The following is a 19773-nucleotide window of genomic DNA, read 5'->3' on the forward strand; positions in this document are numbered from 1 at the left end:
CGGTGCCCCATCAGGGTCGCCGCGCCACGTCATGTCACAGCCCGGGATGCTGCGCCGTCTTCTCCTTGTTGAGCGGAAGAGTCGACGAACTGAGGAGACGACGATGGGCATCGAGATCAGCAATCCCGCGGAACTGCACGATCCCACGGGATTTGGATACAGCCATGTGGCGCGGGTCAGTGGTGAGCTGGTGCTCATCGCGGGGCAGTACGACTCGGATGCCGAGGGGCACACGACCAGCGAGGATTTCGCGGTTCAGGTGAATAATGCCTTCGCCAACCTCGGGATCGCTTTGCGCTCAGTCGGTTTGGACTATGTGGACGTCGCGCAGCTGCGGACGTTCATCGTCGACCACAACCTCGACAAGCTTGCGGTTATCGGTAGGAAGATCGCGGAGATCTGGGACGAACGTCCGCCGGTGCAGACGCTGAATGGTGTTGCCGCGCTTGCGTTGCCGGGGATGTTGTTCGAGGTGGATGCGGTGGCGGTGCGCGGGTGATCTGGAACGGTCCAAGTGGCTAGATCTAGGTTGGAGCGGAACCGGGGGGAGGTCTTGCGCGTCTTGTCCTGTGTCGGAGTATTGGACTGAAAGTCAGGAGAGATGTGCAGACCGCGGTTGTGTCGCCGATGGTCATCGTGCGAACGATGCTGGCAGGGATGGCGGCGGTCGGGGCGGTCGCGGGATGTTCGATGACGCCGGAGGACGGTGGTCCCGGCGCGGTCAGCGGGAGTCCGACCAATGGCGAGCAGAAGATCTTCAATCCGTGTACCGAGCTGTCGGACGACGCGCTGCGGGCAACCATGGCTGACCCGGCGACGAAGTCGGTCGTAACCGATGCTCCAGAGGGTGGGGTGGTTGCGCGGATCTGCAAATGGTCGTCCACCGAAGGACCGTACTTTGTCACGGTGTGGTCGATGAACTACAAACTGGACGATCTTCGCAAGAACGACAGAGTCACCGTCTTACGTGATGTCCAAGTAGGTCCTCGTATCGGACTCATCTCTACGGAGCAGGCCGATGACGACAAGCTGCGCTGCAACGTCAGTTTTCCTGCGGCGCAAGGCATGTTCGAAGTGGGTGTCGGATGGCGCTACAGCGAGCGGGCTTCGCTTCCGCAGGCCCCACCGTGTGACCTCGCTCTACGGCACGCTACCCAGCTCGAGGCATACCTGCCGAAGTAGCGTGCTCTAGATCGAGGTGAACGCACCCGATTCTGCCGCCGGACTGGAACGATCCAGTTGGAGTGCTCTATTTTGGAGTGGAACCAGGGGGAGATCACGTGCGTCTTATCCTGTGTCGGGGTGTCTGAGCCGAAGTCAGGAGAGATATGCGAACCGCGATCGTTGCGCCGAAGCTCGTAATGCGGACGGTGCTGGCCGGGATGGCAGTGGCCAGCCTGGTCGCGGGGTGCTCGCCGACGAAGGACGGGACTCCGACCACGGCCAGCGGAACACCGACCAATGACGGGAAGAATCTCTTCAACCCGTGCACTGGCTTGTCCGATGCGGCGTTGCAGGCTACCAAGGTAGATCCGGCGTCGAAGACGGTGGTCACCGATCCTCCAACGGGTGGGGTAGTGGCGCGGATCTGTCGGTGGGACTCCATCGAGGGGCCGTATGGCGTAACCGTTTCGTCGTTGACGTACACGTTGGCCGACCTCAGAAAGAACGACAGGGTCACCGTCGTGCGCGATGTCCAGATAGGTTCGCGATCAGGTCTGATTTCTCTTGATAAGGCCGACCAAGACAAGCTTCGATGCAATATCAGCCTCCCCGCATCGCAGGGCATGGTCGAAGTCGCTGTCGGCTGGGATTACAGCGAGCGGGCATCACTGCCGCAGGCGCCCCCGTGTGATCTTGATGTACGGCACGCACAGGAGCTCGAGCCCTTTTTGCCGAAGTAGGTTCGAACGGTGATCAGCACGCTGGTGCATACCGAACCGCTACGGATCGCCGACATTGTGGCAGTGGAGTTTTCGTAAGGAGGGACGATGTCGGAGTCGCAGAGCGAAGGTGCCGGGATGCAGGCCGCTGTGGCCCGCTGGCAGTCGTTGAAGAAGCAGGCAGAAGGGGGCGAGCTTCGTCTTGACGAGCAAATCGGAACGGACTTGGCTCGGCACGCCGATCAGATGCTCAAAAAGCTCAACAAAATGATGGATATCACGGTAGGTCTTGATCGTTTGTCCGGCTTTGGCACCTTGATGTCAGCGGAAGCTCTGCGAGACAAGTTCGGCAGTAAAGCGAATGGCTCCGATGATTCAGCCGTTAACCGGCTCAAGCAGAGCATCGAAGTGCTGACCTTGATGAGTGAGACCTACAATCTCGCCATCGGCAAGCTGACCGAGTCCGACCAATCTGCTGCCGACAAGCTCCGTCAGCTGAACTTAGGGAGTTCGTGATGGGGCTGTCAATGAACGACTGGGTTGCGGCGATCGGCAACGCCGCTCTTGGACCGGGTGCGGGAAGCGTGATCAGCTCGCGGCACGAGGCCGACAAGAACAAATCTGACGACCAGCGGCGGATCTCCGACGAAAAGACGAAGTGGGACGAGGATCGCGGGTACGTCAACAACGAATGGGCTGGGTTGCTGTCCGAGTATGGCAACGCTACGTTCGCAGGCCGGGCCATCAAGGGCCAGGACCCGTTCGAAACCATGTCACACCAAGCGATCTACGACGCGCTTCGAGATGTGGACCCGAACGTGATCAATAACGCAGCCGATGGCTGGCGCAATCTGGCCAAAGAAGGCCGAACCGCAGTCGAGGAGTACTCAAAGGGTGTCGAGCAATCCATTACCGAGCACTGGACCGGCAAGTCGGGTAGCGGCGCGATAGACGCCACCCGCGAGTTCACCAAGACCTTTACCAAGCTCGCAGCCTCGTTCCAAATGGTCGGGCACGGTTTGGATTTGACCCAGGGGCACCTTGCCCAGGCCAAAGGTTCTGTGCCAGAGCCGGACAGCTACACCATCGGCGACAAGCTCATCGACATGCTGCCTGGCCAGAACATCATCAAGGGTCCGACCTACCGCGCTCAAGAAGCCGAAAGTAACGCGCGCTTCGCGATGACCGAGTACTACCGCCCTGGGGTCAACGAGGTCGACGGCATCACCCCGATCCTTCCCGAGCCCACCAGCACAGTGGACAAGAACAAGCCGAATGACCCCGGCTACACCCCGGGGCCAGGTCAGCCGGGTAGCCCGAACAGCAACAACCCGACGGGCACGCCCAACACCACCGACCAGAAGTCCACGGACGATTCGAAGAAGCAGGACAGCACCGTCGACCCGTCGACTCAGCCTTCGAGTACGAATCCGAGCGACTCCACGGACAAGAAGTCGACCAGTACGACACCGGCTTCGACCACCCCGGCGAGCACACCCACCATCGACGATCCGACCAAATCGAAGACGCCGTCGACACCGTCGACACCGTCGACCCCGTCGAACACTCCGACCACGACGTTCCCCGGTTCACCGTCGCGCACTCCCGGCACGCCGAGTTCCACCCCGTCGCCGGGAAAGAGCATCCCCGGCAAGGCGGGAACCCCCTCCAGCCCGGCGGCGACAACCGCCGCCCGCGCCGCCGCCTCCGGCAAACCCGGCACCTCCGGCGCCCCAGGCATGGGTGCGGGCGCGGGACGCGGCAAGGGGGACGAGGACGGTGAGCACAAGATCCCGGACTACCTCATCTATGACCATGGTTCGGAGTTGCTGGGTACGCAGCCGCCCGCGCTGCCACCGGGCGGAGTCATCGGCGGATGAACGAATCCCGCTGGCGCCTGGACGGTTTGATGTTCGAGTTGGCGCTGGAGGCGCTCGGCCGTGACCGTCTGCCCTATCCGTTGCGTTACACCATCGAAGGCGTCGAAGCCTACGAGGACTATCAGCGTTTGCGCGTGAATGCCGCGAAGCAGCTGTCGAGTTTCGCGTCGCCCGACTTGTTCAATGCGCTGAATGTGTTGCTGGAACCGCAGGTTCGGGTCGAGGTGCACGGTTTCTTCGGCCGCGATTTCAATCAGGTGGTGCGCGTGCATGCCGGAATGACCGGCCGGGCCGCGACCATGGCGGTCCAATTGCCCGGTCCGACACAGGAATACGGCCGCGATATCCTGCTCACCCGCTGCCCGCCGCAGGCGTTACCCGCACAGATCGCCGCGCAATTGCCGAAATGCGCCCCAGGCAAATACCCGACGATCAGCGGCCGCCGCTCGGACGTGCACAGGGTCGAATACGCCCAGCATCCGACCCGCCTTTCGCACACCGAGCAACTCAACCGCATCGTCCGCCGCCCGCGCTCCGGGCTCGGCGAGGTCGGCGTCTTCGCCGGCGGCGCGATCGACAGCAGGCCGACCACCGACGGCCGCGGCTTCCACTGGATGGATTACCTGCCCGCCGACGGCCGCTACCTGCTGCACAACCAGGACAACGACGAGTTCACCCTGACCCCCGGCCCGGTCGAGGAGATCCAGCGTCAGCTGCACACACTCATCGAAACCACCTACCGCGCGGTGGCCCACAGCTGGTAGCCCGACCAGCTCAGGTGCTCGGGGATGGAAAGCGTGTCAACGCCGGTAATCAGGGACGCAGCACGAGCACGGTATTCGCCCCATGATGGAATTCGTAGCTGATCTCGCGGAGACCGGTGCGAATTCCTTTGTCTTCGAGTTCCTTTCGGAGATGTGCGACCAGTTCGTCCTGATGATGACCGACGTGGTCGACCAGGGGATAGGCGCGGATCTCGCCCGCGCAGACCCGGGCCAGCTCCAGTAGGGCCTCGAGGTGGAAGTCGGCGGTCAGCCGGTCGGCGTAGGTGAACAGCAGGTGTGAGCTGAGGGCCAGGTCGAAGCTGTCGTCGGGGAAGGGCAGCGACGGCAGTTCGGCGGCGACGTAGCGTTCGGGATGTGCGGTGAGGTCGGCGCCGAATCGGCGGGCGGCGGCGTGGCGCATCGCGTGCTGCTGGCGCGGGCCGCCGTACCAGTCCCACCGGTATCTTTCCGAATGCGCTGTGGCCCAGTCGCTTCCGCGATCGGTCTCGCTGAGTGCGAGGCCGCGCAGCTCATCGGGTGGGCGGGCGTAGATCGGATCGGTGGCGGTGACATCGGCGCCGAGGGCATTCGCCTCGGCCGTGAAACTCGCTGCGCCGCCGGGGCAATCGAGAATTCGGCCGTGCAGATCGGCGTCGGTAAGGGTGAATATTGCGCGATACTCGGCCAATGATCTTGCGCTGACCAGAAATTCGCCTAGGACGTCACTGTCGGAAGGGTGCTTCATCTGGAAACGGTCTCATGCGCGACCGGACACGCGGGGAGAATTTGTGGTGTCCCCGCGCCGCGTGCAGGGCTTGGCGCGGGGACCGCCGATACATTCGGTGTGGGAATTGGGGTTCACCGAAGTACCACTCTTAATTTACTTCTGTTCGGAAGCATACGCGCCCTAATGTGGTCTGTTTCACACTGGGTTTTCGGTGAGTCGTTTCAGCGCTTTCACCACGACCTCGGGGTTGGACGTCTCCCAGTACGGCGGCAGCGAGGCGCGCAGGTAGCCGCCGTAGCGGGCGGTGGCCAGCCGGGAGTCGAGAATCGCGACGACGCCGCGGTCGTCGACGCTGCGCAGCAACCGGCCGGTGCCCTGGGCGAGCAGCAGCGCGGCGTGGTTGGCCGCGATCGCCATGAACCCGTTGCCGCCACGTGACTCGACCGCGCGCTGCCGGGCGGTGAGCAGCGGATCGTCGGGTCGCGGGAACGGAATTCGATCCAGGATCACCAGGCTGAGCGACGGGCCGGGCACGTCGACGCCCTGCCACAGCGACAGCGTGCCGAACAGCGAGGTCTCCGGATCGTCGGCGAACTTGCGGACCAGCGCCCCGGTCGAATCGTCGCCCTGGCACAGCACCGGCGTGTCCAGCCGCTCGCGCAACGCCTCGGTCGCCGCCTTGGCCGCGCGCATGGAGGAGAACAGCCCGAGCGTGCGACCGCCCGCGGCCGTGATGAGCTTTTCGATCTCGTCCAGGTAGGCGGGGGCGAGGCCATCGCGGCCCGGCGCGGGCAGGTGCTTGGCGACGTAGAGGATGCCGGACTTGGCGTGGTCGAACGGCGAGCCGACGTCGAGTGAACTCCAGCGCACCTTGTCGGCGTCGCTGGGCGCCTCGGCACCGTTGGCCAGGCCCGGATCGACTTGGCTCGACGATTGCGCGGGCAGTCCCCAGGTGATCGCGAGCCCGTCGAACGAGCCGCCGATCTGCAGCGTTGCCGAGGTGAGTACCACGGTCGCGGTGCCGAACAGCCTGCTGCGCAACAGCCCGCCGACCGACAGCGGCGCCATCCGCAGCGAGCGCCGGGCGACGCCGCGCATCTCTTCGGCGGACAGCCAGATGACGTCGTGGCGTTTCGCCGGATCCGGTTCGTCGAACGCGGTGAGCGCGCGCACCGCGCTGTCGTGGATCTCGTCGATCGCGGCCAGCGCCTGGGTGCGCGCGGCGGCGGTCTCGACGTCACCCTGCTGGGTGGTGCCGCCCTGCGGCGCGAGTGCGGTGCGCGCGTTCCACGCGGCGTCGCGGACCAGCGCGAGTACCGGGGCGACGCCGTCGGGCAGCCGTTCCCAACGCGCAGCGGGCAGCTCCTCCAGCACGTCGTGCCAGGCCTCGGCGGCGCCCTCGAGCCGGTCCACCTCTTTTTCGTCGATGAGTTTGGCGCAGCGGCGCGCGGCCGCGCTGATCGCGGACGAGGCCAGATCGGCGGTGGCCACGCCGGTGACCCGGTCGACCAATTCGTGTGCCTCGTCGATGACGACCACGTCGTGCTCGGGCAGCACCTGGATGCCGCTGATGGCGTCGATCGCCAGCAGCGCGTGGTTGGTCACCACCACGTCGGCCTGCGCGGATTCGGCTCGTGCCTTCTCGGCGAAGCAGTCCTGACCGAACGGGCAGCGCGACTTGCCGAGGCATTCGCGCGAGGACACACTCACCTGTTTCCAGGCGCGGTCGGTCACGCCGGGCACGATCTCGTCCCGGTCGCCGGTCTCGGTGTCGGAGACCCACTCGTTGAGCCGCTGCACCTCGCGGCCGAGCCGGGAGATGGCGAACGCGTCGAACAGCTCCGCCTCCGGCTCCTCCGGAATCACGCTGTTGATCTTGTTCAGGCACAGATAGTTGTTGCGGCCCTTGAGGATCGCGAACTTGGCCGCGCGCCCGAGCGGCTTGCTCAGCGCCTCGGACAGCCGCGGCAGATCGCGATCGACCAGCTGGCGCTGCAGCGCGATCGTCGCGGTCGACACCACCACGGTGCGCCCGGTCCGCACCGCGTGCCGCAGGCTGGGCACCAGGTAGGCCAGCGACTTGCCGGTGCCCGTTCCGGCCTGCACGGCCAGGTGCTCCTTGGTGTCGATCGCGTGATCCACCGCGGTCGCCATCGTCACCTGCCCGACGCGTTCTTTCCCGCCGAGCGCCTGCACGGCAGTGGCCAAAAGGTCGGGGACGGCGGGGAGTTCGGGCACGCGAGCAGCCTACTGCCCGATACCGACACCGGACGCGGGCGTTGTGGTGATGACCTACCCGGAAACGCTTCCTTCGAGGTCGACGCCCGCGGCGCGCATCCGGTCCAGCGCGGAGTCGGTGGTGTCGCGGGCGACGCCGGCGGTCAGGTCGAGCAGCACGCGGGTGTCGAAGCCCTCGATCCTGGCGTCCAGCGCGGTGGCGCGGACGCAGTGGTCGGTGGCGATGCCGACGACGTCGACCGCCTCGATGCCGCGGTTGTGCAGCCAGTCGGCCAGGGTGGTGCCGTCCGCGGCGGTGCCCTCGAAACCGGAGTAGGCGGCCGAATACGCGCCCTTGGAGAAGATCTCCTGAACGGGTGCGGTGTCCAGGTTCGGATGGAAGTCCGCGCCCGGGGTGCCGACGCGGCAGTGCGGCGGCCAGGAGTCGACGTAATCGGGATGCGTGGAGAAGTGATCGCCGGGATCGATGTGATAGTCACGGGTCGCGACGATCGCGGCGTAATCCGCGGCCGCCAGGTGCTCGCTGATTCGGGTCGCGACCGCGGCACCTCCGGTGACGGCGAGCGACCCGCCCTCGCAGAAATCGTTCTGGACATCGACGATGATCAGGGCCCGGGTCATGCTGACCTCCCGCGGTTGAACTGAGTACCCGTAATGCATTGTGCCGCTCGGCCCGACAGCCGGCCCAGTGGGCTCAACTCAGGAATGTAGTCGGCACGGCGGGCTCACCGGCGGACAGTTTCAGACCCTCCCACGGCAGGCTGATCAGCCCGTGCGCCACATGGTCCCGGCTGTCCGACAGCGTCGGCAGGTCGTCGACGAGCTTGCCGCCGCGCACCAGCGGAACGAGCAGTTCCCGCGCCTCGAACCCGTTCACCGCGGGCGCGGGCCCGGTTGCCGGATAGACGATCTCCTCGACGATCGTCCCGGTGTCCCGGGACAGCCGGATCGCCTTCTTGGTCCCGCCGCGCGACTCCTTGTGACTGCTGCGCTTGGCGACCGGCACCCCGTCGACCTCGACCAGCTTGTAGACCATCCCCGCGGTCGGCGCGCCGGACCCGGTCACCAGCGAGGTGCCGACGCCGTACACGTCGACCGGTTCCGCCCGCAACGCGGCGATGGCGTACTCGTCGAGATCGCCGGACACCACGATGCGCGTCTTCGTCGCACCGAGCCCGTCCAACTGATCGCGCACCTGCCTGGCCAGTACGCCGAGGTCGCCGGAATCGATCCGCACGCCACCCAATTCCGGACCAGCCACCTCGATCGCGGTCGCGACGCCCTGGGTGATGTCGTAGGTGTCGACCAGCAGTGTGGTGCCGATGCCGAGTGCCGCGACCTGGCTGCGGAACGCCTCCGCCTCGTGCTCGCCGTCCGCCCCGCTGTGCCCACCCACCCCGTCGGCTCCGCCGACTGCGGTCCCCGCGTGCAACAACGTAAATGCGTGCGCGCTGGTCCCCGCGCCCGGCACTCCGTACCGGCGTACGGCCTCCAGATTGGAGGTGGCGTCGAAGCCTGCCAGGTAGGCGGCACGTGAACTGTCCGGCGCGGCGAGTTCGTGGGTGCGTCGCGACCCCATCTCGATCATCCGCCGCCCGCCCGACGCGCTCACCATCCGCGCGGCCGCGGAGGCGATCGCGCTGTCGTGGTTGAGGATCGACAGGGCCAGCGTCTCCAGCACGACGCATTCGGCGAAGCTGCCGCGCACCGAAAGAATGGGGGAACCGGGGAAATACAGCTCGCCCTCGGCGTAGCCGTCGATGTCGCCGGTGAAGCGGTAGTCGCGCAGCCAAGCCACCGTCTCGGCGGGCAGGAACGGCTCGATCACGGCCAGCTCGGCCTCGCCGAACTGGAAGCGCTCCAGCGCGTCGAGCAGTCGACCGGTGCCCGCGACCACGCCGTAGCGCCGTCCGTGCGGCAGGCGGCGGGCGAACACCTCGAAGGTGCAGCGGCGGTGCGCGGATTCGTCGGCCAGCGCGGCGGCCAGCATGGTCAGTTCGTACTGGTCCGTCAGCAGTGCGGTGCTGGTGACGCCGTCGCGGTTGTCCACGTTGCCAACTGTAGACAGACCGGTCGTTTATAGCGCTTGCGGAGCGCGGAATGCCCGGGCCGGAGCATCATAGGGGCGGCCCGTTCAGCGAGTCGGTAAATGCGCGAATCGGGGCTCGGCGGGGTGTTGCTCATTCGGAGTCGAGTCGTACCCTTGACGTTATGGCCTTGTGCAACACAGTCCGAGGTGGCGTCGTGGTGGACGCCGTGGACGCGACACTGTCAGCGGCACAGGCGACCCCCGAGGCGGTCGAATACACCGAGATCTTGGAGGCAGAAGATCGCCCGTGGGTCACTGTGGTCTGGGACGACCCGGTCAACCTCATGCACTATGTCGCCTATATCTTCCAGAAGCTGTTCGGCTACAGCAAAGCCAAGGCGACCGAGCTGATGCTCTGCGTGCACAACGAGGGTAAGGCCGTGGTGTCGTCGGGTTCGCGGGACAAAATGGAACATGATGTCCAGCGGCTGCACGCCGCGGGACTCTGGGCGACCATGCAGCGGGACGACTGACCGAGACGACTACCCTGACGCCGTGCGGAAGTGGAGCAGGAAGAACTCGCTGAGCGGCCTCAAACTGCGATCCGAGATGGACGCACGTGAGGCCAACGTGCTGCGCTCGCTGGTCGGTGCCGTCTCCGGGTTGCTCACCGAACGCGCCGAGGCCGCACCCGAAGACGACCTGGCCGCGCTGACCGGGCTGCGCACCGGCAACTCCGTCGCCCCCGACGATCCGCGACTGCGCAGGCTGCTGCCCGACTTCCACCGCAGCGAACCCGGTTCCCCCGACGCCGACCGCGCCGATCTGAACAGCGCGCTGCGCGGGCTGCACGAACCGGAGATCATCGACGCCAAGCTGGCCGCGGGCAGCGTCATCCTGAGCACCGTGCCCACCTCCGGCGGCAAGATCGTGCTCACCCCCGAACAGGCCGACGCCTGGTTGACCGCGCTCACCGACGTGCGACTGGCTCTCGGCACGGTGCTCGGCATCGACGCCGACACCCCCGACCATCTCGGTTCGGACGACCCGCGCGCACCACACCTGGACGTGTACCACTGGCTCACCTGGATGCAGGACTCGCTGCTGCAGGCGCTGGCTCCCTGAGTGCGTTCGCCGGAGTGTCGGCGAGGACGCGAGACCGCGCCCGCCGGACAAGACAGGTAGAACAGAACCTGTACGCGCGTAGATCGAATACCGCCGCGACCGAGCGTCAGGAGCAATTATGAAGGTGCAAGCCGGGCAACGTAATTCGCTCACCGATGTATCCGGCCTGCTGGTCGGGCATCACACCGCGCTCGACCCGGACGCGACGCTCGGCTCCGGCGCGGCGACCGGAACCACCGTCGTGTACGCGCCGGGCGGCGCGACCGCCGCGGTCGATGTGCGCGGCGGCGGGCCCGGCACCAGGGAAACCGACGTGCTCGATCTGGCCCGCACCATGCGTCAGGCCAACGCGATCGTGCTCACCGGCGGCAGCGCCTACGGCCTCGCGGCGGCCGACGGCGTCATGCGCTGGCTGGAGGAACGCAGCGAGGGCATCCCGATGGACCCGACCAACCCGAGCCGGGTGGTCCCGATCGTGCCGGGCGCGGTGATCTACGACCTTCCGTTGGGCGCGTGGGACATTCGGCCCACCGCCGAGTTCGGCTATCAGGCCGCGGCGGCCGCGTCGCTCGATTTCGCACGCGGCGTGGTCGGCGGCGGCGTCGGCGCGCGGGCCGGTTCGATCAAGGGCGGTGTCGGCACCGCGAGCGTGGTGCTCGGCGACGGGCTCGCGGCCGGGGCCACGGTGTCCGCACTGGTCGTGGCGAACGCTGCGGGCTCGGTCTTCGATCCGCGCACCGGCCTGCCGTGGGGCGTCGGCACCGACGGGCCGGAGTACTTCGGCTTGCGCCCGCCGACCGCCGAACAGCTGGCGCGCGCGAACGCCTTGCCCGCGAAAAGCATGCGGCTCAACACCACCATCGGTGTGGTGGCCACGGACGCGCCGCTGGACCCGATCGGCTGTCAGCGACTGGCGATGACCGCCCACGACGGACTTGCTCGCGCGATCCGGCCCGCGCACGGACCGTTCGACGGCGACGCGTTCTTCGCGCTGTCGACCGGCACCTGGCAGCCGCCCGCCGCGAGCTTCGAACTGCCGCCCGCGTTCCCGCCGGACATACTGATGGTCGATCTGCTCGGCACCGCCGCGGCGCTCTGCGTGGAACGCGCGATCGTCGACGCGATCCTTTCCGCCGTGTCCGTCGGGGAAGTCCCTGCGTACAGCGCCCTATTTCCCCGCTGAACGCGGAGAATCCGGGACCAGCCGAAGCGTTCGGGGAATAGCCGAATATTCTGACTCGTTGTCGACAGCAATAGGTCGGCATTGCGGAAAGGTTTGACTCGTGCTGGTGATCAGGGCCGACCTCGTGGAGGCAATGGTGGCGCACGCACGCGCCGATCACCCCGACGAGGCCTGCGGCATCATCGCCGGACCCGAGGATTCCGATCGCCCGGAGCGCTACGTGGCCATGGTGAATGCCGAGCGTTCGCCCACCTTCTACCGTTTCGATTCCGGTGAACAGCTCAAAGTCTGGCGCGCGATGGACGACGCCGACGAGACACCGGTGGTGATCTACCACTCGCACACCGCCACCGAGGCATACCCGAGCCGCACCGATGTGTCCTACGCGTCCGAGCCGTTCGCGCACTACGTGCTGATCTCCACCCGCGATCCCGAGCAGCACGAGCTGCGCAGCTACCGGATCGTCGACGGCGAGGTCACCGAGGAGCCGGTGCAGATCGTCGATGCGTACGAAACCGCCTGAACCGATGCTTGTTCGTGAAACCGAGGAGTTCTCATGCCGGTAACCGTGTCCATCCCGACCATCATGCGTGGCCTCACCGGAGGGGAGAAGCGCGTGCAGGCGCAGGGCGCCACCCTCAGCGCGCTGATCGATGACCTCGACGCGAACCACCCGGGGCTGGCCGAGCGGCTGCTCAAGGACGGCAAGCTGAACCGCTACGTCAACATCTACGTCGACGACGAGGACGTGCGTTTCTCCGGCGGCCTCGCGGCCGAGGTACCCGCCGACGCGAGCGTGACCATCCTGCCTGCCGTCGCCGGCGGCTGACCCACCCGTGGCGCGCTATGAATCGCTGATCGCGACCCTCGGCAACACTCCGCTGGTCGGCCTGCGCACGCTGTCCCCGCAGTGGGACGGTGAAAACCATGTGCGGCTGTGGGCCAAGCTGGAGGATCGCAACCCGACCGGTTCGATCAAGGACCGGCCTGCACTGCGGATGATCGAACAGGCCGAGGCGGACGGTCTGCTGACACCGGGCTGCACCATCCTGGAACCCACCAGCGGCAACACCGGCATCTCGCTGGCCATGGCCGCCAAGCTCAAGGGCTACCGGATGGTCTGCGTGATGCCGGAGAACACCTCGGTGGAGCGGCGTCAGCTGCTGACCATGTTCGGCGCGCGGATCATCGATTCACCGGCCGCGGGCGGCTCCAATCAGGCGGTGGCACTGGCCAAGCAGATCGCCGCCGAAAATCCGGACTGGGTGATGCTGTACCAGTACGGCAACCCCGCCAACGCGCTGGCGCATTACGAAACCACCGGCCCGGAGATCCTGGCCGATCTGCCGGAGATCACCCATTTCGTCGCGGGCCTCGGCACCACGGGAACCCTCATGGGCACCGGCCGTTTTCTGCGCGAGAAGGTGCCGAGCATCGAGATCGTGGCGGCCGAACCGCGCTACGGCGAATTGGTCTACGGGCTGCGCAATATCGATGAGGGCTTTATCCCCGAGCTGTACGACGAGTCGGTGCTGACTTCTCGTTTCTCGGTCGGCCCGTTCGACGCGGTGAAGCGCACCCGCGAGCTCGTCTCCGAAGAGGGCATTTTCGCGGGCGTCTCGACCGGCGCGATCCTGCACGCCGCGCTCGGTGTCGCGCGCAAGGTCGCGAAGGCGGGCAAGCGCGCCGATATCGCGTTCGTGGTCGCCGACGGCGGCTGGAAGTACCTTTCGACCGGCGCCTACGACGGCACTCTGGAAGAGGCCGAGGAACGACTCGACGGCCAACTCTGGGCCTGACGCTCGCCCTTGTCTACGCCGGTACCCTCGAATAGTGGGATGACGGCTCGCGCACGAATCAGCGACCGTTACTCCTGCTCGACGAGGAGGCTGCGATGTCCGGCGATTCGGGAATCGGTTCGTCATTCGACCCCGATCGGATCGCGGCGATCCGTGCCCAGTTGGGGAAGCCGGGCGCATCCGCGCCGCGAACTACGGCAAACGCGCCGGCGAAGTCGAACAACTTCACCGCCGTCAAACAGACGTGGCTGCGTGCCGGGGTACTGATCGCCGGTTTCGTAGCACTGCTGTACGGCATCGAAGGCGTCGACACCCTCGACCACAATCAACTCGACAACGCGGGGATCCACCCCCGCGAGGCCGACGGGCTCCCCGGCATCCTGTTCGCCCCGGTCCTGCACTACGGCTGGCCCCATCTGATCGGCAACACCCTGCCGGTCCTGGTCCTCGGCTTTCTCGTGCTGGCGGCCGGTATCGGCCGCGGCCTGGCCGCCACCGCGGTCATCTGGATCGTCGCCGGCGTAGGCACCTGGCTGACCGGTGCGTCCGGCAGTACCCACCTCGGCGCGTCGGTCCTGGTGTTCGGCTGGTTGACGTTCCTGATCTCGCGCGGCTGGTTCGCTCGCAACATCGGACAGATCGTGCTCGGACTGGTGGTTTTGGCCATCTATGGGTCTGTGCTGTGGGGTGTATTACCCGGCCAACCTGGAATCTCTTGGCAGGGCCATCTTTTCGGGGCGATGGGTGGACTGCTCGCGGGCTGGGTACTCTCTGGTGATGCACGCCGAAATCGTCGCGGGGATCAGGCTGGAATCATTGCGTCGCCACGGTGATTCTGCGGCTGGAAACGGAATGTGGGGGATCCTTTCTTGACTGAGAATTCGTCGTGGCAGCATGGGGGAATGCGCCTCACCGTCCTCGGGTGCTCGGGCAGCGTGTCCGGCCCGGACTCCCCAGCGTCGGGCTATCTGCTGACCGGGCCGGATATGACGCCCGTGGTGATCGATTTCGGGCCCGGCGTGCTCGGCGCGCTGCAGCGCTACGCCGACCCCGGCGAGGTCGACATCTTCCTCACCCACCTGCACGCCGACCACTGCCTCGATCTGCCCGGCCTGCTGGTCTGGCGGCGCTACCACCCGAGCCCGCCGGTCGGCCGGGCCATCGTGCGCGGCCCGTCGGACAGCGCGCTGCGCATCGGCAACGCGTCCGCGGAGATCGGCGGCGAATGCGACGACTGGTCCGACGTGATCGACCACCGGCCGTGGACCGTCGGCGAAGAGATCGAATTCGGGCCCGGCCACACCGTGTCGGCGCGCCGGATGCTCCACCCGCCGGAGTCCTACGGCCTGCGGATCGTCACGGCCGCCGGACGCACCTTCGTCTACACCGGCGACACCGCGATGTGCGACTCGGTCCACCAACTCGCCGAGGGCGCCGACATCCTGATGGCCGAGGCGTCCTGGACCCACGATCCGGCGAATCGGCCGCCCGGCATTCATCTTTCGGGCACCGAGGCGGGCCAGATCGCCACCCAGGCGGGCGTGAAGGAACTGCTGCTCACCCACATTCCGCCGTGGACCTCACGCGAGGATGTCATCGCCGAGGCCAAGGCACAGTTCGCCGGACCCGTGCACGCCGTCGCGCCGGGCGAGACGTTCGACCTCTGATCCACTCCACCCAGCCATCACGCGCGAGGCCATCGAGCGCCGTTCGAGACTAAGGGGGCCGCGAACACGCCGCGCGGAGGCGCGGCAGTTAAGCTCTGCGCGTGTCTAGACGAGCCGATGGCAGGGCGGACGACGAACTCCGCGAGGTAAAGATCACCCGTGGATTCACCACGCATCCAGCCGGTTCGGTGCTGGTCGAGTTCGGTCAGACGCGGGTGATGTGCACCGCGAGCGTGACCGAGGGCGTGCCGCCGTGGCGGCGCGACTCCGGACTGGGGTGGGTCACCGCCGAATACGCGATGCTGCCCGCGGCGACGCACACCCGCAGCGGACGCGAGTCGGTGAAGGGCAAGGTCGGCGGCCGCACCCAGGAGATCAGCCGCCTGATCGGCCGCTCGCTGCGTGCCTGTATCGACCTCGCCGCCATCGGCGAGAACACCATCGCGATCGACTGCGACGTGCTGCAGGCCGACGGCGGCACCAGGACCGCCGCCATCACCGGCGCGTATGTCGCGCTCGTCGACGCGATCACCTACCTGGCCGCCAAGGGCGTGCTGGCCGACCCGCAGCCGATCTCCTGCGCGATCGCCGCGGTGAGCGTCGGCGTCGTCGACGGCCGGGTGCGCCTGGACCTGCCCTACGAAGAGGATTCGCGCGCCGAGGTCGACATGAACGTGGTCGCCACCGACACCGGCACCCTGGTCGAGATCCAGGGCACCGGCGAGGGCGCCACCTTCCCGCGCTCCACGCTGGACAAGATGCTCGACTCCGCACTGGTCGGCTGCGAGCAGATCTTCGCCATCCAGAAAGAAGCGCTGGCGCTGCCGTATCCCGGCGTGCTGCCGGAGCCGTCCGAGTCGAAGAAGAAGTAGCCGATGGCGCGCCGGGTGCTGGTGGCCAGCCGCAACGCCAAGAAGCTGAACGAACTGCGGCGCATCCTCGCCGAGGCGGGCATCGCGGGGATCGAGATCGTCGGGCTGGACGACGTGCCCGCCTACGACGAGGCGCCGGAGACCGGCGCGACGTTCGAGGAGAACGCGCTCGCCAAGGCCCGCGACGGTGCCGTCGCCACCGGATTGGCCTGTGTCGCAGACGATTCCGGCATCGAGGTGGACGCGCTCAACGGGATGCCCGGCGTGCTCTCGGCCCGCTGGGCCGGTCGGCACGGCGACGACGCGGCCAACAACGCGCTGTTGCTCGCCCAACTCGGCGACGTGCCGGACGAGCGGCGCGGCGCCCGGTTCGTCTCGACCTGCGCGCTGGTCGTGCCCGACGGCGCGGAAATCGTGGTGCGCGGCGAATGGCCGGGCACGGTCGGCCGGAAACCATTGGGCGACGGCGGTTTCGGCTACGACCCGCTGTTCATCCCCGAGGGCGGCGACACTTCCGCCGCACAGCTGACCCCCGCCGAGAAGGACGCGGCCTCGCACCGTGGCCGCGCGCTCACCCAGCTACTCCCTGCGCTCTCCGAGCTGGCCGAAGGCTGACCTGGCGAGCGTGCGCTGTCCCCCAGGGCCGCGGTCTCGGAGCTTTGGACATGCGTGCCCAGGACGAAGCCGCACCACTCCGGACATCAAAAACGGTGCGGCGCTGAGGGATTAGACCCCGAAGTCTTCCTTGACCTTCTTCGCGTTGACGTGCTCGACGAAGAACGACAGCAGCGGGATGGTGCCTGCGAGCAGCGTGCCGACGGTGCGCAGCACCGGCCAGCGCACCTTCACCGCGAGGTCGGCAGTGACCAGCAGGTAGACGAAGTACACCCAGCCGTGCACGACCGCGATCCAGCTCGGGGTGTGCACGTCGAAGCCGTACTTGGCGATCATCTCGCCGGTGAGCAGCAGCAGCCAGAGACCGGTGATCCAGGCCAGCGTGCGGTAGCGCAGCAGCGCGGACTTGATCTTGGCGGTGCTCACCCCGCGGGCCGGGGCGCTCTCGGTGGCCGGTGCCGCAGTGCTCTCGGTGGACTTCTCGCTGGCGGTCAACCGGCGCTCCTCTCGGTGTCGCGGGCATGCAGGCCCGCCTCGCGGACCTGATGATCGATGTCTTCGGCGTGCAGTGCGGCCAGATACTTGTTGTATTCGGCGAGCGCAGGATCCTCCTCACGCATCGCCTTCGGCCGCTCCGGCAGCAGTCCGGCCGGAATCTCGCGCGGCGCAACGGCTTTCGGGGCGCGCCTGGGCTTCTCGCCGGGGTGTTCGTCTTCCTCGGCCTCGCGTTCCAGCCGGACGAACCGGAAATAGGCGAACACCGCGAACGCCGCGAACAGCGGCCACTGCAGCGCGTAGCCCAGATTCTGGCCGGTGCCGCTGGTCGACTCGAACCGCTCCCACTGCCACCATGCCAGCGCCAGGCAGCCGAGCGCAGCGACGATCACCAGCGCGATGAGGGCCGGGCGATTGTGTGCCGAGCGGCGGGGTGAAGCGGACACGGCTACTACGGTACCCGTCTACTACACGGTCCGTAGGACCAGGTCGACGGTCGGAATCCCGCCGTGATCGTGGTCTCGGCCGGACACGCGACGACCCGCCCGCAGCGCGCGGGCGGGTCGCTCGGCTCAGAACTTGTAGGTGACGCCGGTCAGCCGCTCGGATTCCTCCCAGAGCCGCCGCCAGAGTTCCTTGTTCTTGGACAGCCGGCTCGACGGCGACGACTCCACCGGCCCCTGGGTCTGGAAGAACCGGCGCGGACCCCAGTAGACCTCCGGATCGGCATCGGGCATGGTCGCGGCGAACAGCGACGAGTGCGCGGCCTTCTTCGGCGGATGGCCGATGATCGCGACGAACGGCTTGATGATCCGGTCGATCGGGGTCTCGGTCCTGGCGAACAGATCTGTGGCCGAGACACCGGGGTGCACCGCGTAAGACCGCTTGCTCGAACCGGATTCGGCGAGCCGGCGCTGCAGTTCCCTGGCGAACATCAGGTTCGACAGCTTGGCCTGCGCGTAGGCGAGGTTGCGCTGGTAGCGCCGGTTCTCGTAGTTGAGATCGTCGATCCACAGCTTCGGGGTCTGCTTGTGCGCGATGCTGGCCAGCGTCACCACCCGGTCGCGGATGCGGTCGAGCAGTAGGCCGGTCAGCGCGTAGTGCGCGAGATGGTCGACACCCCACTGGGTCTCGAAGCCGTCCTTGGTGCGCGAGAACGGGACGTTCATCAACCCGGCGTTGTTGATCAGCACATCGAACTCGGCCTGCTCGTCCGCGAACTTGCGGACCGAGGCCAGGTCGGACAGGTCCAGCTCGGCGACGCGGACGTCGCCGGTGATGCCGTCGGCGACCGCCTTGGCCTTGGTCGCGTTGCGGCAGGCCATGATGACGGTCGCGCCGTGGGCCGCGAGGACCTCGGTCGTCACGGCGCCTAACCCGCCGTTCGCGCCGGTGATCACGAAGGTGCGTCCGGTCTGATCCGGGATTTCAGAAGGTTTCCACGCCATGAATCAACCTTACTCTGGAGTAAGTTCCTGGGGAAGGGTTTCCCCGCGATCTGCTGACGAGTGTCTCAGACGGAGGTGATTACTGTCACTCGGTCGAGAGCACACCCGCGAGAGATCACAGTCGTAAGAGATAACAACAGCGCGCCGCGCCGACTGCCAGGCCCTCGCTACAGATCACATCCTGCCCACCGAGAGTTCACTCAGCGGCCGCCGCCGGTTGGTTGCTGGAATATCGCTGTGATGGGATGGCTCGGTTCGGGATTCGCATAGGTTCCCGGCACCCTCGGTTCGTCTGCGCCCAGCTGGGATATGCCTGGTCACAGTGGTCGCGGCGGTCGCTCCGATACGGTGGAGGCGTGACCATCGTTGGCAGGCAGTACGGCGGACGCGCCGTCACGGAACGCAAGGCCGAACGCCGCCTGCGCTTCCTGGACGCGGCGACCCGGATCTTCGCCGAACGCGGCTACGCGAACTGCTCGCTGGCCGACGTCTGCGCCGCCGCGTCGCTGTCCAAGCGGCAGTTCTACGAGGAATTCCAGACCAGGGAAGACGTGCTGGTCGCCGCCTACGACCGGATCCAGGACGACGCGGCCGCCGTGCTGGCCACGGCGCTGGCCGAGCTCGACCCGCGCTTCGACATGACCGCCGCGATGACCGCGATGGTGTCGGCCTACCTCGGCTCGATCGGCGCCGATCCCTATCGCGCCAAGGTCGCCTTCATCGAGGTGGTCGGCGTCAGCGACCGGATGGAGCGGCACCGCCGCGAACGGCGGCATGCCTGGGCGGCGATGCTGGAGACCAGCTTGCTGCCTGCGGTGGCGCCCGGCGCCCGGATTCGCGGCGGAAGTGGCTGGGGCGCAAGCGCTCTCATCGGCGCGATCAACGGCCTCGCGCACGAGTGGGTGCTGGCAGAGCCGCGCCCTTCGGTCGGCGAGCTGGTGGAACTGCTGGTGCCGATCGCGCTGTCGCTGCTGGAACTGCCCGATCAGCGCACGGCATAGCCTGCCGGCAGCGCGTCGAACGCGGTGACCTTCGGCGTTTCCCGCGA

At 67.0% G+C, this 19773-nt stretch carries 24 protein-coding genes; 17 read left to right on the forward strand and 7 right to left on the reverse strand.

Annotation, left to right across the window (positions count from 1 at the left end; all coding sequences use genetic code 11):
- Nucleotides 1-31: 31 nt before the first annotated feature.
- The 6 genes from ABZ942_RS37190 to ABZ942_RS37215 all read left to right on the forward strand — a co-directional run bounded on the left by ABZ942_RS37190 (nucleotide 32) and on the right by ABZ942_RS37215 (nucleotide 4527).
- Nucleotides 32-499: a Rid family hydrolase gene (locus ABZ942_RS37190; protein WP_357390589.1), complete on the forward strand. Its 468-nt coding sequence runs from the start codon at nucleotides 32-34 to the stop codon at nucleotides 497-499.
- Nucleotides 500-627: 128 nt separating this feature from the next.
- A complete protein-coding gene (locus tag ABZ942_RS37195) occupies nucleotides 628-1182 on the forward strand; it encodes a DUF3558 domain-containing protein (RefSeq protein WP_357390591.1) in 555 nt (184 codons plus the stop codon).
- A gap of 146 nt (nucleotides 1183-1328) precedes the next feature.
- Nucleotides 1329-1904 (forward strand): DUF3558 domain-containing protein, encoded by a 576-nt coding sequence (locus ABZ942_RS37200; protein ID WP_357390593.1) that lies wholly within the window; start codon nucleotides 1329-1331, stop codon nucleotides 1902-1904.
- 87 nt (nucleotides 1905-1991) lie between these two features.
- Nucleotides 1992-2399 (forward strand): hypothetical protein, encoded by a 408-nt coding sequence (locus tag ABZ942_RS37205; protein WP_357390595.1) that lies wholly within the window; start codon nucleotides 1992-1994, stop codon nucleotides 2397-2399.
- Nucleotides 2399-3763: a hypothetical protein gene (locus ABZ942_RS37210; RefSeq protein WP_357390597.1), complete on the forward strand. Its 1365-nt coding sequence runs from the start codon at nucleotides 2399-2401 to the stop codon at nucleotides 3761-3763. The genes ABZ942_RS37205 and ABZ942_RS37210 overlap by 1 nt, the downstream gene beginning before the upstream one ends.
- A complete protein-coding gene (locus ABZ942_RS37215) occupies nucleotides 3760-4527 on the forward strand; it encodes an ESX secretion-associated protein EspG (RefSeq protein WP_357390599.1) in 768 nt (255 codons plus the stop codon). The genes ABZ942_RS37210 and ABZ942_RS37215 overlap by 4 nt, the downstream gene beginning before the upstream one ends.
- A gap of 49 nt (nucleotides 4528-4576) precedes the next feature.
- On the opposite strand, the gene ABZ942_RS37220 is transcribed toward ABZ942_RS37215, so the two are convergent.
- The 4 genes from ABZ942_RS37220 to ABZ942_RS37235 all read right to left on the reverse strand — a co-directional run bounded on the left by ABZ942_RS37220 (nucleotide 4577) and on the right by ABZ942_RS37235 (nucleotide 9542).
- Entirely contained in the window at nucleotides 4577-5272 is a 696-nt protein-coding gene (locus ABZ942_RS37220; RefSeq protein WP_357390601.1) for a methyltransferase domain-containing protein, read from the reverse strand.
- Nucleotides 5273-5449: 177 nt separating this feature from the next.
- Nucleotides 5450-7492: an ATP-dependent DNA helicase gene (locus tag ABZ942_RS37225; protein ID WP_357390603.1), complete on the reverse strand. Its 2043-nt coding sequence runs from the start codon at nucleotides 7490-7492 to the stop codon at nucleotides 5450-5452.
- Between the two features lie 54 nt (nucleotides 7493-7546).
- The gene (locus ABZ942_RS37230; protein ID WP_357390605.1) at nucleotides 7547-8113 is read right to left on the reverse strand and encodes an isochorismatase family protein; all 567 of its coding nucleotides are present in this window, start codon (nucleotides 8111-8113) and stop codon (nucleotides 7547-7549) included.
- Between the two features lie 73 nt (nucleotides 8114-8186).
- Nucleotides 8187-9542, reverse strand: a complete 1356-nt coding sequence (locus tag ABZ942_RS37235; RefSeq protein WP_357390607.1) for a nicotinate phosphoribosyltransferase — start codon at nucleotides 9540-9542, stop codon at nucleotides 8187-8189.
- Between the two features lie 161 nt (nucleotides 9543-9703).
- Here ABZ942_RS37235 and clpS point away from each other — a divergent pair, with 161 nt between their 5' ends.
- From clpS to rdgB, 10 genes are all read left to right on the forward strand, one after another.
- Complete coding sequence (gene clpS / locus ABZ942_RS37240) at nucleotides 9704-10054, forward strand: ATP-dependent Clp protease adapter ClpS (protein WP_357390609.1); 351 nt, start codon at nucleotides 9704-9706, stop codon at nucleotides 10052-10054.
- 22 nt (nucleotides 10055-10076) lie between these two features.
- Nucleotides 10077-10646, forward strand: a complete 570-nt coding sequence (locus ABZ942_RS37245; protein WP_357390611.1) for a DUF2017 domain-containing protein — start codon at nucleotides 10077-10079, stop codon at nucleotides 10644-10646.
- Between the two features lie 118 nt (nucleotides 10647-10764).
- The gene (locus ABZ942_RS37250; protein WP_357390613.1) at nucleotides 10765-11829 is read left to right on the forward strand and encodes a P1 family peptidase; all 1065 of its coding nucleotides are present in this window, start codon (nucleotides 10765-10767) and stop codon (nucleotides 11827-11829) included.
- Between the two features lie 100 nt (nucleotides 11830-11929).
- Complete coding sequence (locus tag ABZ942_RS37255) at nucleotides 11930-12352, forward strand: M67 family metallopeptidase (RefSeq protein ID WP_357390615.1); 423 nt, start codon at nucleotides 11930-11932, stop codon at nucleotides 12350-12352.
- A 33-nt stretch (nucleotides 12353-12385) separates the two neighbouring features.
- On the forward strand, nucleotides 12386-12658 hold the full coding sequence (locus ABZ942_RS37260; RefSeq protein WP_357390617.1) for a MoaD/ThiS family protein: 273 nt from the start codon (nucleotides 12386-12388) through the stop codon (nucleotides 12656-12658).
- 7 nt (nucleotides 12659-12665) lie between these two features.
- A complete protein-coding gene (locus tag ABZ942_RS37265) occupies nucleotides 12666-13628 on the forward strand; it encodes a cysteine synthase (RefSeq protein ID WP_357390619.1) in 963 nt (320 codons plus the stop codon).
- A gap of 95 nt (nucleotides 13629-13723) precedes the next feature.
- Complete coding sequence (locus ABZ942_RS37270) at nucleotides 13724-14461, forward strand: rhomboid family intramembrane serine protease (protein WP_357390621.1); 738 nt, start codon at nucleotides 13724-13726, stop codon at nucleotides 14459-14461.
- A gap of 69 nt (nucleotides 14462-14530) precedes the next feature.
- On the forward strand, nucleotides 14531-15295 hold the full coding sequence (locus tag ABZ942_RS37275; protein ID WP_357390623.1) for a cyclic nucleotide-degrading phosphodiesterase: 765 nt from the start codon (nucleotides 14531-14533) through the stop codon (nucleotides 15293-15295).
- A gap of 101 nt (nucleotides 15296-15396) precedes the next feature.
- Nucleotides 15397-16167, forward strand: a complete 771-nt coding sequence (gene rph, locus ABZ942_RS37280) for a ribonuclease PH (RefSeq protein ID WP_357390625.1) — start codon at nucleotides 15397-15399, stop codon at nucleotides 16165-16167.
- Between the two features lie 3 nt (nucleotides 16168-16170).
- Nucleotides 16171-16782 (forward strand): RdgB/HAM1 family non-canonical purine NTP pyrophosphatase, encoded by a 612-nt coding sequence (gene rdgB, locus ABZ942_RS37285; RefSeq protein ID WP_357390627.1) that lies wholly within the window; start codon nucleotides 16171-16173, stop codon nucleotides 16780-16782.
- A 111-nt stretch (nucleotides 16783-16893) separates the two neighbouring features.
- Here the strand turns inward: rdgB and ABZ942_RS37290 are convergent, their stop codons facing one another.
- The 3 genes from ABZ942_RS37290 to ABZ942_RS37300 all read right to left on the reverse strand — a co-directional run bounded on the left by ABZ942_RS37290 (nucleotide 16894) and on the right by ABZ942_RS37300 (nucleotide 18725).
- Nucleotides 16894-17208 (reverse strand): DUF3817 domain-containing protein, encoded by a 315-nt coding sequence (locus ABZ942_RS37290; protein WP_357391166.1) that lies wholly within the window; start codon nucleotides 17206-17208, stop codon nucleotides 16894-16896.
- 65 nt (nucleotides 17209-17273) lie between these two features.
- Nucleotides 17274-17723, reverse strand: coding sequence for a transcriptional regulator (locus tag ABZ942_RS37295; RefSeq protein WP_357390629.1), 450 nt, complete (start codon nucleotides 17721-17723; stop codon nucleotides 17274-17276).
- Nucleotides 17724-17849: 126 nt separating this feature from the next.
- Nucleotides 17850-18725 carry an oxidoreductase gene (locus ABZ942_RS37300; RefSeq protein ID WP_357390631.1) on the reverse strand — a complete coding sequence of 292 codons (876 nt, stop codon included), beginning with the start codon at nucleotides 18723-18725 and terminating at the stop codon, nucleotides 17850-17852.
- A 356-nt stretch (nucleotides 18726-19081) separates the two neighbouring features.
- Here ABZ942_RS37300 and ABZ942_RS37305 point away from each other — a divergent pair, with 356 nt between their 5' ends.
- On the forward strand, nucleotides 19082-19726 hold the full coding sequence (locus ABZ942_RS37305; RefSeq protein WP_357390633.1) for a TetR/AcrR family transcriptional regulator: 645 nt from the start codon (nucleotides 19082-19084) through the stop codon (nucleotides 19724-19726).
- Nucleotides 19727-19773: the final 47 nt, after the last annotated feature.

Origin of the sequence: Nocardia sp. NPDC046473 (assembly GCF_040645995.1) — a bacterium.
In the GTDB taxonomy this organism is placed as follows: domain Bacteria; phylum Actinomycetota; class Actinomycetes; order Mycobacteriales; family Mycobacteriaceae; genus Nocardia.

Bases quoted from the DNA above. Each gene is read 5' to 3' on its own strand.
- clpS (WP_357390609.1), top strand. From the start codon at position 9,704: ATGGCCTTGTGCAACACAGTCCGAGGTGGCGTCGTGGTGGACGCCGTG.
- ABZ942_RS37250 (WP_357390613.1), top strand. From the start codon at position 10,765: ATGAAGGTGCAAGCCGGGCAACGTAATTCGCTCACCGATGTATCCGGC.
- ABZ942_RS37230 (WP_357390605.1), bottom strand. From the start codon at position 8,113: ATGACCCGGGCCCTGATCATCGTCGATGTCCAGAACGATTTCTGCGAG.
- ABZ942_RS37220 (WP_357390601.1), bottom strand. From the start codon at position 5,272: ATGAAGCACCCTTCCGACAGTGACGTCCTAGGCGAATTTCTGGTCAGC.
- ABZ942_RS37205 (WP_357390595.1), top strand. From the start codon at position 1,992: ATGTCGGAGTCGCAGAGCGAAGGTGCCGGGATGCAGGCCGCTGTGGCC.
- ABZ942_RS37190 (WP_357390589.1), top strand. From the start codon at position 32: ATGTCACAGCCCGGGATGCTGCGCCGTCTTCTCCTTGTTGAGCGGAAG.
- ABZ942_RS37260 (WP_357390617.1), top strand. From the start codon at position 12,386: ATGCCGGTAACCGTGTCCATCCCGACCATCATGCGTGGCCTCACCGGA.
- ABZ942_RS37300 (WP_357390631.1), bottom strand. From the start codon at position 18,725: ATGGCGTGGAAACCTTCTGAAATCCCGGATCAGACCGGACGCACCTTC.
- ABZ942_RS37200 (WP_357390593.1), top strand. From the start codon at position 1,329: ATGCGAACCGCGATCGTTGCGCCGAAGCTCGTAATGCGGACGGTGCTG.
- rdgB (WP_357390627.1), top strand. From the start codon at position 16,171: ATGGCGCGCCGGGTGCTGGTGGCCAGCCGCAACGCCAAGAAGCTGAAC.
- ABZ942_RS37210 (WP_357390597.1), top strand. From the start codon at position 2,399: ATGGGGCTGTCAATGAACGACTGGGTTGCGGCGATCGGCAACGCCGCT.
- ABZ942_RS37275 (WP_357390623.1), top strand. From the start codon at position 14,531: ATGCGCCTCACCGTCCTCGGGTGCTCGGGCAGCGTGTCCGGCCCGGAC.
- ABZ942_RS37195 (WP_357390591.1), top strand. From the start codon at position 628: ATGGTCATCGTGCGAACGATGCTGGCAGGGATGGCGGCGGTCGGGGCG.
- ABZ942_RS37215 (WP_357390599.1), top strand. From the start codon at position 3,760: ATGAACGAATCCCGCTGGCGCCTGGACGGTTTGATGTTCGAGTTGGCG.
- ABZ942_RS37270 (WP_357390621.1), top strand. From the start codon at position 13,724: ATGTCCGGCGATTCGGGAATCGGTTCGTCATTCGACCCCGATCGGATC.